This window comes from Sinorhizobium chiapasense, assembly GCF_036488675.1.
GTDB lineage: Bacteria > Pseudomonadota > Alphaproteobacteria > Rhizobiales > Rhizobiaceae > Sinorhizobium > Sinorhizobium chiapasense.
This window is the reverse complement of sequence record NZ_CP133148.1, coordinates 1,756,048-1,772,639: the sequence shown is the minus strand read 5'-3', so window position 1 is coordinate 1,772,639 and position 16,592 is coordinate 1,756,048. Positions and strand designations below refer to the sequence as shown.

Annotated in this window: 12 protein-coding genes and 1 riboswitch; of the genes, 9 read left to right on the top strand and 3 right to left on the bottom strand. The window is 61.5% G+C overall.

Annotation, left to right across the window (positions count from 1 at the left end; translation table 11 throughout):
* The first annotated feature begins 128 nt into the window (after nt 1–128).
* The 3 genes from gor to RB548_RS08460 all read left to right on the top strand — a co-directional run bounded on the left by gor (nt 129) and on the right by RB548_RS08460 (nt 3,733).
* Complete coding sequence (gor, locus tag RB548_RS08470; protein ID WP_331374488.1) at nt 129–1,520, top strand: glutathione-disulfide reductase; 1,392 nt, start codon at nt 129–131, stop codon at nt 1,518–1,520.
* A 206-nt stretch (nt 1,521–1,726) separates the two neighbouring features.
* Entirely contained in the window at nt 1,727–3,100 is a 1,374-nt protein-coding gene (locus RB548_RS08465) for a class II 3-deoxy-7-phosphoheptulonate synthase (RefSeq protein WP_331374487.1), read from the top strand.
* Nucleotides 3,101–3,337: 237 nt separating this feature from the next.
* Nucleotides 3,338–3,733, top strand: coding sequence for a GFA family protein (locus tag RB548_RS08460; RefSeq protein ID WP_331374486.1), 396 nt, complete (start codon nt 3,338–3,340; stop codon nt 3,731–3,733).
* 111 nt (nt 3,734–3,844) lie between these two features.
* Here the strand turns inward: RB548_RS08460 and RB548_RS08455 are convergent, their stop codons facing one another.
* On the bottom strand, nt 3,845–4,750 hold the full coding sequence (locus tag RB548_RS08455) for a hypothetical protein (protein WP_331374485.1): 906 nt from the start codon (nt 4,748–4,750) through the stop codon (nt 3,845–3,847).
* A 503-nt stretch (nt 4,751–5,253) separates the two neighbouring features.
* A complete protein-coding gene (locus RB548_RS08450; RefSeq protein WP_331374484.1) occupies nt 5,254–7,176 on the bottom strand; it encodes an LTA synthase family protein in 1,923 nt (640 codons plus the stop codon).
* A 267-nt stretch (nt 7,177–7,443) separates the two neighbouring features.
* Here RB548_RS08450 and RB548_RS08445 point away from each other — a divergent pair, with 267 nt between their 5' ends.
* From RB548_RS08445 to bluB, 6 genes are all read left to right on the top strand, one after another.
* Nucleotides 7,444–9,126, top strand: coding sequence for an NAD+ synthase (locus tag RB548_RS08445; protein ID WP_331374483.1), 1,683 nt, complete (start codon nt 7,444–7,446; stop codon nt 9,124–9,126).
* Nucleotides 9,127–9,128: 2 nt separating this feature from the next.
* Nucleotides 9,129–9,953: a TolB family protein gene (locus RB548_RS08440; RefSeq protein WP_331374482.1), complete on the top strand. Its 825-nt coding sequence runs from the start codon at nt 9,129–9,131 to the stop codon at nt 9,951–9,953.
* A 352-nt stretch (nt 9,954–10,305) separates the two neighbouring features.
* The gene (locus RB548_RS08435; RefSeq protein WP_331374481.1) at nt 10,306–12,045 is read left to right on the top strand and encodes an ankyrin repeat domain-containing protein; all 1,740 of its coding nucleotides are present in this window, start codon (nt 10,306–10,308) and stop codon (nt 12,043–12,045) included.
* Between the two features lie 74 nt (nt 12,046–12,119).
* Nucleotides 12,120–13,313, top strand: a complete 1,194-nt coding sequence (locus tag RB548_RS08430) for a phytanoyl-CoA dioxygenase family protein (RefSeq protein WP_331374480.1) — start codon at nt 12,120–12,122, stop codon at nt 13,311–13,313.
* A gap of 75 nt (nt 13,314–13,388) precedes the next feature.
* A complete protein-coding gene (locus RB548_RS08425) occupies nt 13,389–14,210 on the top strand; it encodes an SDR family oxidoreductase (protein WP_331374479.1) in 822 nt (273 codons plus the stop codon).
* Nucleotides 14,211–14,287: 77 nt separating this feature from the next.
* A riboswitch (cobalamin riboswitch) is annotated at nt 14,288–14,500 on the top strand.
* A 44-nt stretch (nt 14,501–14,544) separates the two neighbouring features.
* Nucleotides 14,545–15,243, top strand: coding sequence for a 5,6-dimethylbenzimidazole synthase (gene bluB, locus RB548_RS08420; RefSeq protein ID WP_331374478.1), 699 nt, complete (start codon nt 14,545–14,547; stop codon nt 15,241–15,243).
* Between the two features lie 82 nt (nt 15,244–15,325).
* Here bluB and RB548_RS08415 read toward each other — a convergent pair whose 3' ends face one another.
* Nucleotides 15,326–16,495, bottom strand: a complete 1,170-nt coding sequence (locus RB548_RS08415) for a DUF2865 domain-containing protein (protein WP_408642404.1) — start codon at nt 16,493–16,495, stop codon at nt 15,326–15,328.
* Nucleotides 16,496–16,592 lie beyond the last annotated feature (97 nt).

Genomic DNA, 16,592 nt, shown 5'->3' with positions numbered 1-16,592 from the left:
GCGATCCGGGCTTTTCTTTTTTTGCGTCGCAATACTATATCAGTGGCGAAGGGTGAGGCGGGTCCGTGCCTCCCATCCTCCAATCCGACATTTTTCGACTGATACGATTTTCACTTCAGGAGCTCGCCATGACCGCTTTCGACTATGACCTCTTCGTGATCGGCGGTGGCTCGGGTGGCGTAAGAAGCGGGCGGCTGGCGGCGGCGCTCGGCAAGAAGGTGGCGATCGCCGAGGAGTTTCGTTATGGCGGCACCTGCGTCATCCGCGGCTGCGTGCCGAAGAAGCTCTATGTCTATGCGTCGCAATATTCGGAGCATTTCGAGGATGCGGCGGGATTCGGCTGGACGGTTGGCGAAAGCCGCTTCGACTGGGCGAAGCTGGTCGCGGCCAAGGAACAGGAAATCTCCCGCCTCGAGGGCCTATATCGCAAGGGGCTCGCGAATTCCGGCGCCGAAATCCTCGATACCCGCGCCGAACTCGTAGGCCCCAACACGGTGCGCCTGCTGGCGAGCGGCAAGACCGTCACCGCCGAGCGCATCGTGATCGCAGTCGGCGGGCATCCGAGCCCGCACGATGCGCTTCCGGGGCACGAGCTCTGCATCAGTTCCAACGAGGCCTTCGATCTCGCCGAACTGCCGAAATCGATCCTCATCGCCGGCGGTGGCTATATCGCTATCGAATTCGCCAACATTTTCCACGGCTTGGGCGTCGAGACGACGCTGATTTATCGTGGCAAGGAAATTCTCTCTCGCTTCGATCAGGACCTGAGGCGCGGCCTGCATGCGGCGATGGAAGAGAAGGGCATCCGCATCCTTTGCGAGGACATCATCCAGTCGGTATCGACCGAGCCACAGGGCCGACGCGTCGCCCAGACGATGAAGCATGGCGAACTTGTCGTCGACCAGGTGATGCTCGCCCTGGGGCGCGTGCCAAATACCAGGGGTCTCGGCCTCGAGAACGCCGGCGTCAAGGTCAACGAGCGCGGCGCAATCATCGTCGACGCCTTCTCGCGTACGAGCGCACCGGGCATCTACGCGCTCGGCGACGTGACCGACCGCGTACAGTTGACGCCGGTGGCGATCCACGAGGCCATGTGCTTCATCGAGACGGAATACAAGAACAACCCGACGTCGCCGGATCACGACCTGATCGCGACGGCCGTCTTCTCGCAGCCGGAGATCGGCACGGTCGGAATGACGGAAGAAGATGCGGCGCGCAAGTTCGATGAGCTCGAAGTGTACCGCGCCGAGTTCCGCCCGATGAAGGCGACCCTTTCGGGACGGAAGGAACGGATGATCATGAAGCTTGTGGTCAACGCCGCCGACCGCAAGGTGGTGGGTGCACACATCCTCGGCCACGATGCCGGCGAAATGGCGCAGCTGCTCGGAATTTCGCTGAAGGCCGGTTGCACCAAGGACGACTTCGATCGCACCATGGCCGTACATCCGACGGCCTCCGAGGAACTGGTCACCATGTATCAGCCTTCCTACCGGGTCAGAAAGGGCGAAAGGGTCGCTTGAGCCGGCTTGCAGGCGGCACCCGACCACCGATGTTTTCTGGTAGAATGGCTTTCCAAGCCCCATGTTAACGTTTATAAGCCCGCATCCGCGAAGTCATCGGCTCGGGGGCGGGCGCGACGGCTTGGATCAGGGAAATCCGAATACCGGGCGGCAAGACGGCAGGCGCGACGTGCGCGGGGCTCCCGCGCCAGACAACAGGTGATGAAATGGCACAGACTTGGACTCCGAACAGCTGGCGGCAGAAACCCATTCAGCAGGTGCCGGATTATCCGGACCTCGCAGCGCTTGAGGCAGTGGAAACGCGCCTCGCGAAGTATCCGCCGCTCGTCTTTGCCGGCGAGGCACGGCGTCTGAAGACTGCGCTTGCCAATGTCGCCGAGGGCCGTGGTTTCCTGCTGCAGGGCGGCGACTGCGCGGAGAGCTTCGCCGAGCACGGCGCGGACACGATCCGCGACTTCTTCCGCGCCTTCCTGCAGATGGCCGTCGTCCTGACCTTTGGGGCACAGCAACCGGTCGTAAAAGTCGGCCGCATCGCCGGGCAGTTCGCCAAGCCGCGCTCCTCGGGCGTGGAAAAGCAGGGTGACGTGACGCTGCCGAGCTACCGCGGCGACATCATCAACGGTATCGAGTTCACGGAAGAGGCCCGCGTGCCCAATCCGGAGCGGCAGATCATGGCCTACCGCCAGTCCGCCGCAACGCTGAACCTGCTGCGTGCGTTCGCGATGGGTGGCTACGCCAACCTTGAGAACGTGCATCAGTGGATGCTGGGCTTCGTCAAGGACAGCCCGCAGGCCGAGCGCTACCGCAAGCTCGCCGACCGGATCTCCGAGACCATGGATTTCATGAAGGCGATCGGCATCACTTCGGAAAACCACCCGAGCCTGCGCGAGACCGATTTCTTCACCAGCCACGAGGCGCTGCTGCTCGGCTACGAGCAGGCGCTCACCCGCGTCGACTCGACCTCCGGTGACTGGTATGCGACCTCGGGCCACATGATCTGGATCGGCGACCGCACGCGTCAGCCCGACCATGCGCATGTCGAATATTGCCGCGGCATCAAGAACCCGCTTGGCCTGAAGTGCGGCCCGTCACTGACCGCCGACGGCCTGCTGGAACTGGTCGACCTCCTTAACCCGGCAAACGAGGCAGGCCGCCTGACGCTGATCTGCCGTTTCGGTCACGACAAGGTCGCCGAGCATCTGCCGCGCCTCATCCGGGCGGTCGAGCGCGAGGGCAAGAAGGTCGTGTGGTCGTGCGATCCGATGCACGGCAACACGATCACGCTCAACAATTACAAGACCCGACCCTTCGAACGGATCCTGTCGGAAGTAGAAAGCTTCTTCCAGATTCACCGCGCGGAAGGCACGCACCCGGGCGGCATCCACATCGAGATGACCGGCAACGATGTCACCGAATGCACCGGCGGTGCCCGCGCGCTGTCCGGCGACGATCTTGCCGACCGCTACCACACGCACTGCGATCCGCGCCTGAATGCGGATCAGGCGCTCGAACTTGCCTTCCTGCTTGCCGAGCGCATGAAGGGCGGCCGCGACGAGAAGAAAATGGTCGTCAACGGCTGATCGGAGAAAGAGAAGGCCCGCTGCATGTTTCCTTAGATCGTAGCCGAATTAAGGATAAAAGCATGCAGCATTCAAAGTGCTTCAGCGTCCCTTGCGCGTCTGATCAGACGCGCGCGCTGTAGTTCAAATTTTCTGAACGATCGGCGTGTCATCTGAATTTGACAGGGCCGGGCCAGCCGATAAAGCTGGCCCGGCTTTTTTGTTCGAGCGTGAATTTGAAGAAGGGGGAGGAGAAGAATGGACATTCATGAGGGCGGCTGCCTTTGCGGCGCTGTGCGATTCAAGACGCGCGGCAAGCTCAGGGAGGTCATCTTCTGCCATTGCTCGCAGTGCCGGAAACAAACGGGCCTCTATTACGCCGCCACGAATGTGCAGAACAACGATATCGATGTCGAAGGCGCGGACAATGTCACCTGGTATCGTTCGAGCCCGGAGGCACAGCGCGGCTTCTGCCGGTTCTGTGGATCGGCACTTTTCTGGAGGGCCGACGCGCTCGACTACACGTCAATTCTTGCGGGCACCTTCGAGGAGCCGACGCGGCTTGAACCCGGCTATCATATCTATTGTGCCGACAAGGGCGATTACTACGATATCGACGACGAACTGCCGAGGTTTGACCAGGGCCGCGCGTGACGACGATCCGGCGCCGCGTCTCGTCAGACGCGCAAAAGACGCTGTAGCACTTTGAACTGCTGCATGTTTTTATCTTTAAATCGGCTACGATTTAAAGAGGCATGCAGTTGCCTATTGTCCCGGCGTCGTCGCTGCCCGATCGAAAGCGCCGGCCAGGGCTTCGAACTTCACGGCCTGCCAGAAGGCATATTCCTCGACCAGCCGTTCGCTTAGCCAGAATTGGCCACGCGTCCCATCATCGGGCCTACCGATAAGGCCGGACTTTTCCGCGTTCGAAAACAGGCGGCGGACATGGGTGTTCGATATAGCGTAGTGCTCTGCGAGTGCCGCCAGGTTGACGTTGATCCATACTCTTCCGTTCTCCGGAATAAGGCTTGACGGGCGCGCCATCAGGTCGTCGAGCAGTATTCCGCCAGACCCCGACCAGACGAACACGGCGACGCCTTGTGGAGGCTGCGTCCACTTGCTGTCAGCGAGGAGGCGCCGTGCGGCAATCGGCTGAGCGCGTTCGAAAATGGCGATGTCGGCCTCAATGCGCTCGACTCTGGTTCCGCCGTCCAGGAGGTCGAGCGTTCTCATCTGGCTTTTGAACCAGAGCTGCATCGCATGTTGGCTGACCTCCGTCGGCTCAAGCGGGCGCGTCCTCCTGGTTCGGCCGCCGCTGGCCGGTCGGAGCAGCTTATAGGCGAGCAATTCGGCAAGAAACGCAGTCGCAGTATTCCGACTCGCCCCGCCGGATTCGCGCATCAGTTTCAGCAAGCGCGCCGCCGTAACGCCCGAGTCGGGATCGCTGCGGTCGCGTTCAAGGTGGAGGGCATAGGCCGCGTGCGTGAGTATCCACTTCTGGTGGGCCGCCACCATGCGTGCGACACGCGGGAAGAGATCGTTCAGCGAGATGAGGTTGCGCGCGCCCACCTGCAAGGCAGGCCGGAACTCCGGATTTCGCAGCAAGGCCTCCACCGTGAAACCCGGTGGGCTCTTTTGCTCAACGCTTCCCTTTCCCGCAACCCGCTGCATCTGCGCGCATGTCCCCAATGGCGCTGCAACGGAACACGGCAATCGACGCGTGTTCCGGGCAACACACAGCCTTGCTCTGACAATTCAATAGCATTTCAACCTTGCGCCTAACGCGCAAGTTGATTGTTTGTTTCAGGCGAAGATCCACGCCACGAACACCGCAGCGGCGGATATTTACACTAAGCTGGCGGAGAGCTCGTCATGTTCTCGTAGTCCCGCTCTATCGCGGGCCGCTTGCAGGGCAACTGTATTAGCACTCCAGATTGGAGCACGCAGCGGTCCTGAACAGTAACGGTCGCTGCATCTCTATACCCTGCATTTTGCAGGGTGCGCCTCAAAGGTTAATTTTTTCATACTCCAATAAGTTGCGAAGCTTCACCGCATCGTACGCCGCTTCATTTTCGCGTTGAATTGGAGAGGACGCGGGTATGTGCCCCAGCTCAGTTGCGGCGCGGAGGCCTGCTGAACGGCGACGGTCGGGGTGGCGCCCCGACCGTCGGGATTCAGGAACCGGCGGGGAAAAGCTCGGCGTGGGACTTGAAGAAGCGTTCCGTGCTGTACCGCTTGCCGAACATGATGTCATGCTGGAGGAAGCGGTAATCGCGTAGCGATGCGGGTACTTTCGGCTGCCGCGACCACTCCGCAACGTCCTTGCCGTTCTTGCGGACCAGCATATAGCGGTCGACAACGCGGTACTGGTCGTAAACCTTGCCCAGGAAGCCGGTGTAATACGGGTGCTCGTAACCGGCCTGCTTCAGGATCTGATAGGAAAGGAAGGCCGGGCTGATCGTCCCGACGTTTTTCTTCGGGCCGGTCTTATTCGACCAGATGACGAGCGGTGTTTCATGCTGCGCCTTCATCTGTTCCTTCGAGCCCCTGCGGGATGCTGTCACGTCGTTCATGTATCCGGTGTTGGTGTAGACCGTGTTGAGCGGCGGCAGGTGATCGCCGAAGAGCACGATGATCGTCTCGCGATCGCGTTTCTTCGCCCAGTCCATCAGCATCTTCAGGCTGTCGTCCGCTTCCTTGATGCCCTGGGCATAGGTCGCGAGCACCTGGCGGTCGCCTTCCGGGAGGTTGCCCTCGACCTTGATCGTGTTCTTCGCGTAGCGGTTCGGTTCGTAGGGTCCATGGCCCTGCAGCGTCACCGTGAAGAAGAAGAAGGGGTCTTCCATGGCATCCGCCTGGCGGATGATTTCCTTGGTCAGCGATTCGTCCGAGGCGAAGATCCCGCGCTTCTGCATCGCCGGCAAGTTCTCTTCCGAGCGGAACGCGTCGAAGCCGAAGGCCTTATAGACGGCGTTCCGGTTCCAGAACCAGCCCTGGAAGGGATGGATGGCGCGCGCGACATAACCTTCGCTGCGGAAGAACGTTGCAAGCGAGGGGATCGGATTGCGGATGTATTGCTGATAAGGAATGCTGCCATAGGGCAGGAACGCATTCGAAAAGCCGGTCAGCGCCTCGAATTCGACATTGGCGGTCATGCCGCCGAATTCCGGCGAGAGGACGTTGCCCACCTGCAGTTCACGGACCGTCGGCATCGGATCGGGCGAAAGCTTCACGTTCGGCAGGCGAGTCGGATCCCAGAAGGATTCGCTCATGACCACGATCACGTCCGGCTTGCCGCGATGCGTCGTTCCGGCAGGCAGTGGCTTCACCGGAATGCGGTCGATCGCATCGGCCATGTAGCCCGCCGGCGCGTTGACATTGGCCATCGGCAAGTTGATCGCGAAGGCGAGGGCAAATCCGTTGTGACGATAGTTCTCGGTCTGGTCCCACATGATCGGAATCACCCGCAAGCGGTCGCGGATCCACGAGAACTGGTTGTAGTCCATGATGTGCCAGAAGGCGACGAGCAGCGGCAGGGCAAAGCCGACGCGAACGAGACGCTCCCTGCGCGTCAGCTTGGGAAAGTTCCGCCAGGCATAACGCAGGAGCAGGCCGATGGTGGCGATCATGGCGATCAGTCCGACCACGACCGCGACGGCGGTCCACGGGCGGTCCTTCACAAGGACGGGCATCAATTCCATGATCTGCCGGCCGAAAAGGAAATCGGTCGGATAAAGCGGATCGGAAAGGAAGACCTGCTTCTGCTCGCTGATGAAGGCCGGCAGAATGGCGAGCGGCACGACAAGCAGGGCCGCCTTGTGCTCGCGGCCAAAGAGTGCGTCGACAGCAAGCAGAATCAGGAAGAAAACAGCGATCGTCGTCCAGGCCGGACGCATGGGGTCGATGAAATAGGCAACGGTTTCGGCGAGGGACTGGCGCACGATGAGTTCGATCGCGAAAACAAGAGCGGCAGCCATAAAAAGAGAGAAGAACGCGCTGCGCGTGCCAGCCAGCGCCTTGGCGTTTCTGACGGAAGACCCAGACCTATCGATAAAGGTCTGGGAGCGTCTCGCGGCGGCGGAATCGATACTGGCCAACGGCGTCTCCAATTTCATAAATCTGTCGTCCCACTGTCATACGACTGTCATCTTGAACAGGGGATGAATGGCTAAACCAGCTTGGATGGCCGCAAGTTCCACGCGCGCAAAAAGATCGTTGCCGCGCCGTGTAAGGGGCGGGAAATGCAGAATTTTCGGAATTTTTGAGTTGATCGCGATTGGCTGTGGGTTTTTTGTCGCGGTATGCGGTAAGAACAGGGCGTACGTCAGAAGTTTTCGCTGAGAAAAGACCCACAGGCCCCGCTCATGACTGCACCGAACGCCGCTCCCTCAACGCTACGGATTGCCGTGGCCCAGCTCAATCCGACCGTCGGCGACGTCGCCGGCAATCTGGCGAAGGCACGCGAGGCGCGCGCGGACGCGGCGCGCCAGGGCGCCGATTTGCTCCTGTTCACCGAACTCTTCATTTCCGGTTACCCGCCGGAAGACCTCGTTCTGAAACCGGCATTTCTGAAGGCCTGCCTGCAGGCGGTCGAACGGTTCGCCGCCGATACGGCTGATGGAGGCCCGGGCGTGGTCATCGGCTTTCCCCGTCAGGCAGGAGCGCTCCGTCACAATTCAATTGCGGTCCTGGACGGAGGCAAGATCATCGCGATCCGCGATAAGGTGGACCTGCCGAACTACGGCGAGTTCGACGAGAAGCGGGTGTTCGACGCCGGTGCAATGCCCGGGCCCGTCAACTTCCGCGGCGTGCGCATTGGCATACCGATCTGCGAGGACATCTGGGGCGAGCTCGGCGTCTGCGAAACACTCAAGGAAAGCGGCGCCGAAATCCTGCTTTCGCCGAACGGTTCGCCCTATTACCGCGGCAAGGTCGATGTCCGCCATCAGGTCGTCCTGAAGCAGGTGATCGAGACGGACCTGCCGATGATCTATGCGAACCAGCTTGGCGGTCAGGACGAGCTGGTGTTCGACGGCGCGAGCTTCGCCTTCAACGCGGACAAGTCTCTCGCCTTCCAGATGAGCCAATTCGAGGAAGCGGTCGCAATCTCCGAATGGAGGCGAGGCGAAGAGGGTTGGACCGCGGAGAACGGGCTCAATTCGCGGATACCAGAGAGCGACGAGGCGGACTATCGCGCCTGCATGCTGGGGCTCAGGGACTACGTCAACAAGAACGGCTTCAAGAATGTCGTGCTCGGCCTTTCGGGCGGCATCGATTCGGCGATTTGCGCGGCGCTCGCCGTCGATGCGCTAGGCGAGGAGCGGGTGCGCACCGTGATGTTGCCGTATCGATACACGTCGCAAGAATCGCTGAAGGATGCCGAGGCCTGTGCCAAGGCGCTCGGTTGCCGCTACGACACCGTTGCGATCGAAGAGCCCGTCGAGGGCTTCCTCAACGCGCTCTCCGATGCGTTCGAGGGCACCGAGTCCGGCATCACCGAGGAGAACCTCCAGAGCCGCACGCGCGGGACGATCCTGATGGCGATCTCCAACAAGTTCGGCTCGATGGTGGCGACGACCGGCAACAAGTCCGAGATGTCGGTCGGCTACGCCACGCTTTACGGCGACATGAACGGCGGCTTCAACCCGATCAAGGATCTCTACAAGATGCAGGTCTACGCGCTGTCGCGCTGGCGCAACGGCGTCGTGCCGCCGGGGGCACTCGGGCCTTCGGGCGAAGTCATTCCGCAGAACATCATCGACAAGGCGCCGTCAGCCGAACTCCGGCCGAACCAGACCGACCAGGATTCGTTGCCGCCCTATCCGGTGCTCGACGACATTCTCGAATGCCTGGTGGAAAAGGAGATGAGCACGGAGGAAATCGTCGCGCGCGGACATGACGAACCGACCGTGCATCGCGTCGAACATCTGCTTTACATCGCCGAATACAAGCGCCGGCAGTCAGCCCCAGGCGTGAAGATCACCAAGAAGAACTTCGGTCGCGACCGGCGCTATCCGATTACCAATCGCTTCCGTGACAGGGGGTAGTGATGCGCAGCTCGGTGGAGATCTTCGACATCGGCAGCGGCGAGACGCGCATCGTCTGGCAGACGGAGCGTCTGATCGAGGCGCCCAACTGGTCGCCGGATGGGCGCCATCTGGTCATCAACGGCGACGGCCGGCTTTATCGTCTTGCGCTCGACGGTTCCGAACCGGTTGAGATCGACACCGGCTTTGCCCGCCAGTGCAACAACGACCACGGCATTTCCCCGGATGGCCGAGTGCTCGTCATCAGCGACAAGAGCGAATTCGGCAAGTCCGCGATCTACGTCCTGCCGATCGGGGGTGGAGTGCCCCGTTTGGTGACGCCGAATCTGCCGTCCTACTGGCACGGCTGGTCGCCGGACGGGCGGACGCTTGCTTATTGCGGTATCCGCGATCAGGTCTTCGACATCTACACGATCCCCGCCGAAGGCGGCGAGGAGCGCCGCCTGACCCACGGCGAAGGGCGCAATGACGGGCCGGACTGGTCGCCGGACGGACATTGGATCTATTTCAATTCGAGCCGCACCGGCCCCATGCAGATCTGGCGGATTCGCCCCGACGGAAGCGACGTGCAACGCATTACCGACAGCCCTTATGGCGACTGGTTTCCGCACCCGTCGCCCGATGGCCGGCACCTGCTGGTGCTCTCTTACGATGGCGACGTCTTCGATCACCCGCGCGACCTCGACGTCAGGCTTCGCCTTATGGACCCGGAGGGCGGCAATGCGCGCGTGCTGTTCGAGCTCTTCGGCGGGCAGGGGACGATGAATGTCCCGAACTGGTCGCCGACGGGCGAGGCATTTGCATTCGTGCGATATCAGCCGGAGTAATTGCGTCGCGTGGGCGACGTATCGGGGATGCTGGACAGGGCAGTGCACGCATGATAGCGGTTGCCTTGTTCGCAGGGCGCATCCGATCCGCGGGAAGGGCGAAGCCCACCTGTCTACCTACGCAAAGTTGCCACACCTCTTTTCAGTCTGTGGGCGCGGATACCGGACGTGAATGAAAGGAGGTCTTTCATGATCACCCGCGATCTTTCCGCGAACGCCAATCTCGAAACCATCCCGTAAGCAGGCGAAGGCCCTTCTGAAGGCGCTCAAGGCGGGCGATCCCGCTGCTTTTGCGCGAGCGAAGCCGTATTTCAACAATCCCGCCGCTATCGGCCTGCAGGAAGTGCAACTCGTGCTCGCCCGGGAGTTCGGCTTTTCAAGCTGGACCAGAATGAAGTCCCATATCGAAAGCGGCCGGGCGGGCGAGGCATCGCGGGAGCAGATTGCCAATCGCTTTCTCTCGCTTGCGACGGTTTCCTATTTTGCCGATGTCCCTGCGGATCCAAAGCGCTTCGCACAGGCTTTGGACCTGCTCGAGGCGCATCCCGAGATCGCCGGGGAAAGTATTCATGTCGCCTCGGCGCTCGGCGATGCGCAGGCAATAGACGAATGGATCGTCCGAGACCCGAGACTGGTCGAGGCGAGGGGCGGCCCCTTCGATTGGGAACCCTTGCTCTATGCCGCTTATGCCCGTGTTCCCGGCCGCTCGACATTGGCGGCGGGCCGCCGGCTGATTGCGCGCGGCGCAAACTCCAACGCGTTCTGGCTCGACGGAGGCCAATATCGTTTCACCGCGTTGACGGGGGTCTTTGGTGAGGGCGAGGCCGGTAAGGAGCGTCAGCCGGAGCATCCGGATTGCCTCGCCTTTGCCCAGCTTCTCCTCGATGCCGGCGCCGACCCGAATGACAGTCAGGCGCTCTACAACCGGATGTTCGAACCGGACAATTCCTGCCTCGAAATGCTGTTGCAATATGCCTTGCATTCCAACCATCGCAACAATTGGCTCGTGCGTGAGGATGGCCGCCTCGTCGAAAACAGCAAGACTGTATTCGACTATCAGCTTGCCTGGGCGCTTCAAAGGAGGATGCCGGAACGCGTTCGCCTCCTAATGCAGCATGGAGCGGATGTGAACCGCGCGGTCGGCGGGCGGAGCCCGTACCAGTGGGCAAAGCTCGGCGGTGACGATACGCTTGCGGATTACCTCACCAACCATGGCGCACGCCGCGTCGAACTCTCGGACGTGGATCGCCTGGTCCGCGCCATTGGCGACGAGCATGGCGAGACGGCAAGCGCACTGGTCGATGCCGATCCGGGTCTGGTCGCCCGGGTTGAAGCAGCGCACCCGGCTTTGATGCATGAAGCGGCGGGAGAAGACCGACGGGCACAGGTACGACTGGTGCTGGCGCTTGGTTTCGACGTCAACCGCATCACCTCGCGCACGCCGCTGCATGAGGCCGCGTTGCACGGCCATATCGACATGGCGAGATTATTGATCGAAGAGGGCGCTGATCCGACGATCCGCGATCCCTACCACCATGCGCCGGCGATCGGCTGGGCGCAGTATAATGGCAAGGACGAGATGGTCCGATTCCTGACCGAGCAACCGCTGGACCTGTTTGCGGCCATTGTCTTCGGCGGGCTCGACCGCATCGCATCGTTGCTCGATGAGCGGCCGGAGCAACTCGATGTCGCCTTTGGCGATTTTCGCGGTCGCGGCAAGCCCGACACGCAGTACGATTGGATGACGCCACTCGCTTTTGCTGTCGTCAACGGTCGCAGGGACGTGGCCGAGTTTCTGGTCCAGAATGGCGCAAACGTGAAGCTCCGCGGTCCGGGTGGGCGCTCCATCCGCGAACTCGCGCGCGAGACGGGAGACAGCGATCTCATTCAGTTCGTGAGCGAGGCAGCATCGGCACAGCACCGAACATGGGCCGATCGCGAATCGACACCGCCGGCCGGTCCCGGCGGTGTTACGCATTTCAGCATCAGCTGCGATTCGGGGAATTTTGCAGTGGCCCGGCAGATTGTAGCGTGTGATCACCTCGACCGCGAAAACGCGGCGGCTTCAGGCGTCTTGACGACGACACTGTAGCACTTTGAATTGCTGCATGTTTCTATCCTCAAGTCGGCTACGATTTAAGGAAGCATGCAGTAGGAGGAGACCCGATGAAGACCGGCAATACGGCGAGGAGGCGCGTCGAATGCGTATGGCTGACGGAGGAATCCTGCAGCATCGAGGCTTTCCGCGCCGAGGTCGAGCGCCGCACCAATCCGGCCGACTATCCGCATGCGGCCGATTGCCAGAAGAACGTCCTGATCTACGACAGCGCCAGCCTTGTTGCCGATTGCAGGACGGATGACGGCCGGCGCGCGGCTCTGGCGGAGATTTGCGAGGTTCTTGCCGAAGGACCGGGCGTTGCCGTCTTCAAGCGCGCCTTCGCCGACGCGAGCGTTATAGACGAGGCAAGCCGCATCTTCGACGAGATCATCGAGGAGCAACACCGCACCAACAGTGGCGGCGGCGACCATTTCGCCAAGCCCGGCGCCAACGACCGCATCTGGAATTCACTGGAGAAGCATTGTCTGCGCTCTCCTGATAATTTCGCGGCCTACTATGGCAACTCGGTTGTCGCGCTCGTCAGCGAATCCTGGCTCGGGCCGAATTACCAGATGACGGCACAGGTCAACCGCGTCAATCCGGGCGGAGCGGCGCAGTCGGCGCATCGGGACTACCACCTCGGCTTCCAGACGTCGGAGCTCATCGAGCAATATCCGGCACATGTGCACAAGCTCTCTCCCGTCCTGACGCTGCAAGGCGCCGTTGCCCATTGCGACATGCCGCTCGAAAGCGGGCCGACCTTGTTCCTGCCCTACAGCCAGAGCTATGTGCCCGGCTATCTCGCGCTGAAAAAGCCGGAGTTCAGAGCATACTTCGACGAGAACCACGTCCAGCTTCCGCTTGAAAAGGGCGATGCGGTGTTTTTCAATCCGGCGCTCTTCCATGCGGCCGGGACCAACCGCTCGGTGCACATCAAGCGTGTCGCCAATCTCCTCCAGGTCTCCTCCGCCTTCGGACGCGCGATGGAAACGGTCGATCGCGTGCGAATGTCCGCCGTCCTCTATCCGGTCCTGAGAGCCTTTGCTAAGGACGGAACGCTCTCGGCCGGCGAGATTGCCAACGCGATTGCTTCCTGCGCCGAAGGCTATTCGTTCCCGACCAATCTCGATCGCGACCCGCCGCTGGGCGGCCTGGCGCCGAAAACGCAGGCACAGCTGATGTATGAAGCGCTTGCATCGGATTCGGAGACGGAGACCTTCGTGGAGGCACTGGCCGCGCAAGCCGAGAAAAAGAGAAGCTGAGGAACGCAACCGAGCGATGTTCCCGACGCTTCGAGTGCGGGAACTTGGAAACGCAACAGTCCTAGGAGGAGATTCATGAGCACGGATTATGGCCGTCTCGACGGCAAGATTGCGATCGTTACCGGCGGCACGCAAGGGCTCGGTGCGACGATCGCCGCGCTTTTTGCCGAGCGCGGTGCAACCGGTATCGTCATCTGCGGGCGCAATGCTCCCAAAGGAACGGCAAAAGCAGCCGAGATCAGCAAGACGACCGGTACCAAGGTGGTCTACGTGGCGGCCGATCTCGAGCGGGTCGAGGATGCCCGCGAGGTTGTCGCGGCTTGCGACAGGGAGTTCGGTCGGGTGGACGCATTGGTCAATGCCGCTGCCATTACCGACCGTGGCACGATCCTCGACACCAAGCCGGAACTCTTCGACCGCATGTTTGCGGTCAACGTCCGCGCGCCCTTCTTCCTCATGCAGGAAACGGTGAAGGTGATGCGGCGCGAGAAGATCGAGGGCACAATCGTCAATATCGGGTCGATGTCGGCCAAGGCGGGCCAGCCCTTCATCGCCGCTTATTGTGCGTCGAAAGGCGCGCTGGAGACCCTGACCAAGAACACGGCCTACGCGCTTCTGCGCAACCGCATCCGTGTCAACGGCCTTAACATCGGCTGGATGGCATCGGAGGGAGAGGATCGCATCCAGCGCGAATTCCATGACGCACCCTCGGACTGGCTGGAGAAGGTTGCAGCGAACCAGCCTTTCGGCCGCCTTGTCGATCCGGTCGAGGTCGCGCGTGCCTGCGCCTATCTCTCCTCGGCGGAATCCGGCCTGATGACCGGTTCGGTGATCTGCTTCGACCAATCGATCTGGGGCGCCTACGACGGCTCTCCCCATCCGGCGGCGCCGCTCTGACGCAAACTCGACATGCGGCGCGAGGTCCCCGGGTAAGGCGAGCCGTTCGGCTCGGCTTGCCTTTCGCCGGCGGCTGTGCCCATATGCGGTCGTCAGGTGCCCGCCACGGCGGGAGAATCGGGAATCCGGTGCAAGCCCGGAACGTGCCCAACGCTGTGATGGGGACGGTCGCGCGAAGATAGGTCCTGAATTTTTCTCAGGATATTGCCACTGAATCTTGAAGTGATTTGGGAAGGCGGCGCGGCTGGATGATCCAGAGTCAGAAGACCGGCCTGGCAAGATAGACCGGCCCCGCGCGGACGGCGGGAGGTTGTGCATTGTTGGGGATCGAACGATGCTGCCTGACCTGAGCGGCTGCCTGACGGCGGCCGGAGCCTTTTCGCCGGACGAGCGTGCCGCCGTCTACCGCGCCATTGAAACACGCCGCGACGTACGCGACGAATTCCTTCCCGATCCGCTGCCGGACGAACTCATTGCCCGTCTGCTTGGTGCCGCCCACCAGGCGCCGTCGGTCGGTTTCATGCAGCCTTGGAATTTCGTGCTCGTCCGCCAGAAGGAGACGCGAGAGCAGGTCTGGAAGGCGTTCGTGCGCGCCAACAAGGAAGCCGCGCTGATGTTTTCCGGCGAGAGACAGGCGCAATACCGCTCGCTGAAACTTGAAGGCATTCGCAAGGCACCGCTCAGCATTTGCGTCACCTGCGATCGCACGCGCGGTGGAGCGGTGGTGCTCGGACGGACGCACAATCCGCAGATGGACGTCTATTCGACCGTGTGCGCGGTTCAGAACTTGTGGCTCGCCGCGCGCGCGGAAGGTGTCGGCGTCGGCTGGGTCAGTATTTTCCACGAGCCGGAGATCAAGTCGATCCTTGGCATACCTAACCACATCGAAATCATAGCGTGGCTTTGCCTCGGATTTGTCGACCGGCTCTATCAGCAGCCGGAACTCGCGGTTAAAGGATGGCGTCAGCGCCTGCCGCTCGAGGACCTTGTCTTCGAGGAAGCGTGGGGCACACCAAAACCGAACAGACCCTGAATTCAATACGATAAACGCAATATCTGAACCGCTTTGAGAGCATGGGGTGGCGGATTGGTCGGTCGAGTCGCCGCGGCACCGGTCAATTGCCCTGGATCGGCTGGTAACCCGGACCGAGCGGATTCTTCAGATCAATCGCGCTTTTCTCTTGCGGCAGGAATGTTGGGCCCACGACACGGACCTTACTGTTCGCCGGGTCGTAGGGCCTCTCCCGCACGGGCTTTGCTTGCGCTGATTCCGCAGCCGGCTGCCGGTCGCCATTGATCATGATGACAGACGGCTCGCTCCCGGCCGTCGCCTTGTCGGCATTTTGTGTAGCCGCTCCATTCGGAATCCGGCAGCCGCAGACCCCAGGCGCACCGACGCCACGCGCCCGGTAGGCAAATGCCGTTGGCAGCTCGGTATAAGGCCTTCCGGTCGAGGCGGAAACCATCTGGTCGGTCTCTTCCGTCTCGAGGACATGGTAATAGAGTTCCGTCTGCGCACCAGGGCAGCGTGCCTCGCAAAGCTCGGCATCACGGGCAAAGTCGGATGGCGTCGCATTTGACGAGATCGGGAAAAAGGCCCCGTCGCAGGTGCGCACGCACATTGTCCTAAGGCTGCCAATCGGTTCCTCGTGAAGCAGCGGAAAATCCTGCATGTCGCTGTCGTCACTCAGCAGCGGATAATCCTCGCCATCCGGCGGAAGATCCCTGAGGATGTTGCGATGGATCTCGGGTTCGTCGACTGCCGCGCTGGCGAACTCGTCCTGCTCCTCGATTGGATCCGGAGCGTCGCTGGCCTCGTCATGGCAGCCGTTCAATTCCAGCGCCGCGAGAATGCGCCGACGGGTGCCGCCGGTGTCGCCCGATATCAACGAGCGGCGATGCGCCTTGAGCCTTTGAAGGTTGACCTCCATGCTGGCGATGGTCTCATCGAGCGCCGCGCATGCATCGTCGTTGTCGCCACCAATGACGACGACGCTGCCGGTGCTGCATTCCATCCGGCGTCGCTCGTTCTTGGCCCGGCGGAGCTCGATGTTCTGGCGGGAGACGGCGCCCGTGAAATCGCGCAGATTGGCGGTCGGGCTCACGACCGCGGAAAGGTCAGTCAGGCGTGCATTCAGACGTTCGCAAACGGTCGAGGCCGACGCCACGTCAGGCATCGCCAACAGCATCGGAAGCAGGGCGACCGCCGCATGTTTCAAGTTCCAGGATACGACACTCCGGGACACTGGCTCTCGTCTCTTCCTGCAATCGCGCGCGAACGTCATTCAAGGATATCCGCGCCGCCAACTCCTGTTTCCCATATCATAAGACGCTGTCATAACAGCGCAACGTCAAGGGAGAGTTTGCGTTAACAAGCCAACC

What these genes read in the sequence shown, in the direction of transcription:
- gor (WP_331374488.1), top strand. Translation starts at nt 129, where the DNA reads ATGACCGCTTTCGACTATGACCTCTTCGTGATCGGCGGTGGCTCGGGT.
- RB548_RS08465 (WP_331374487.1), top strand. Translation starts at nt 1,727, where the DNA reads ATGGCACAGACTTGGACTCCGAACAGCTGGCGGCAGAAACCCATTCAG.
- RB548_RS08460 (WP_331374486.1), top strand. Translation starts at nt 3,338, where the DNA reads ATGGACATTCATGAGGGCGGCTGCCTTTGCGGCGCTGTGCGATTCAAG.
- RB548_RS08455 (WP_331374485.1), bottom strand. Translation starts at nt 4,750, where the DNA reads ATGCAGCGGGTTGCGGGAAAGGGAAGCGTTGAGCAAAAGAGCCCACCG.
- RB548_RS08445 (WP_331374483.1), top strand. Translation starts at nt 7,444, where the DNA reads ATGACTGCACCGAACGCCGCTCCCTCAACGCTACGGATTGCCGTGGCC.
- RB548_RS08440 (WP_331374482.1), top strand. Translation starts at nt 9,129, where the DNA reads ATGCGCAGCTCGGTGGAGATCTTCGACATCGGCAGCGGCGAGACGCGC.
- RB548_RS08430 (WP_331374480.1), top strand. Translation starts at nt 12,120, where the DNA reads ATGAAGACCGGCAATACGGCGAGGAGGCGCGTCGAATGCGTATGGCTG.
- RB548_RS08425 (WP_331374479.1), top strand. Translation starts at nt 13,389, where the DNA reads ATGAGCACGGATTATGGCCGTCTCGACGGCAAGATTGCGATCGTTACC.
- bluB (WP_331374478.1), top strand. Translation starts at nt 14,545, where the DNA reads ATGCTGCCTGACCTGAGCGGCTGCCTGACGGCGGCCGGAGCCTTTTCG.
- RB548_RS08415 (WP_408642404.1), bottom strand. Translation starts at nt 16,495, where the DNA reads ATGACGTTCGCGCGCGATTGCAGGAAGAGACGAGAGCCAGTGTCCCGG.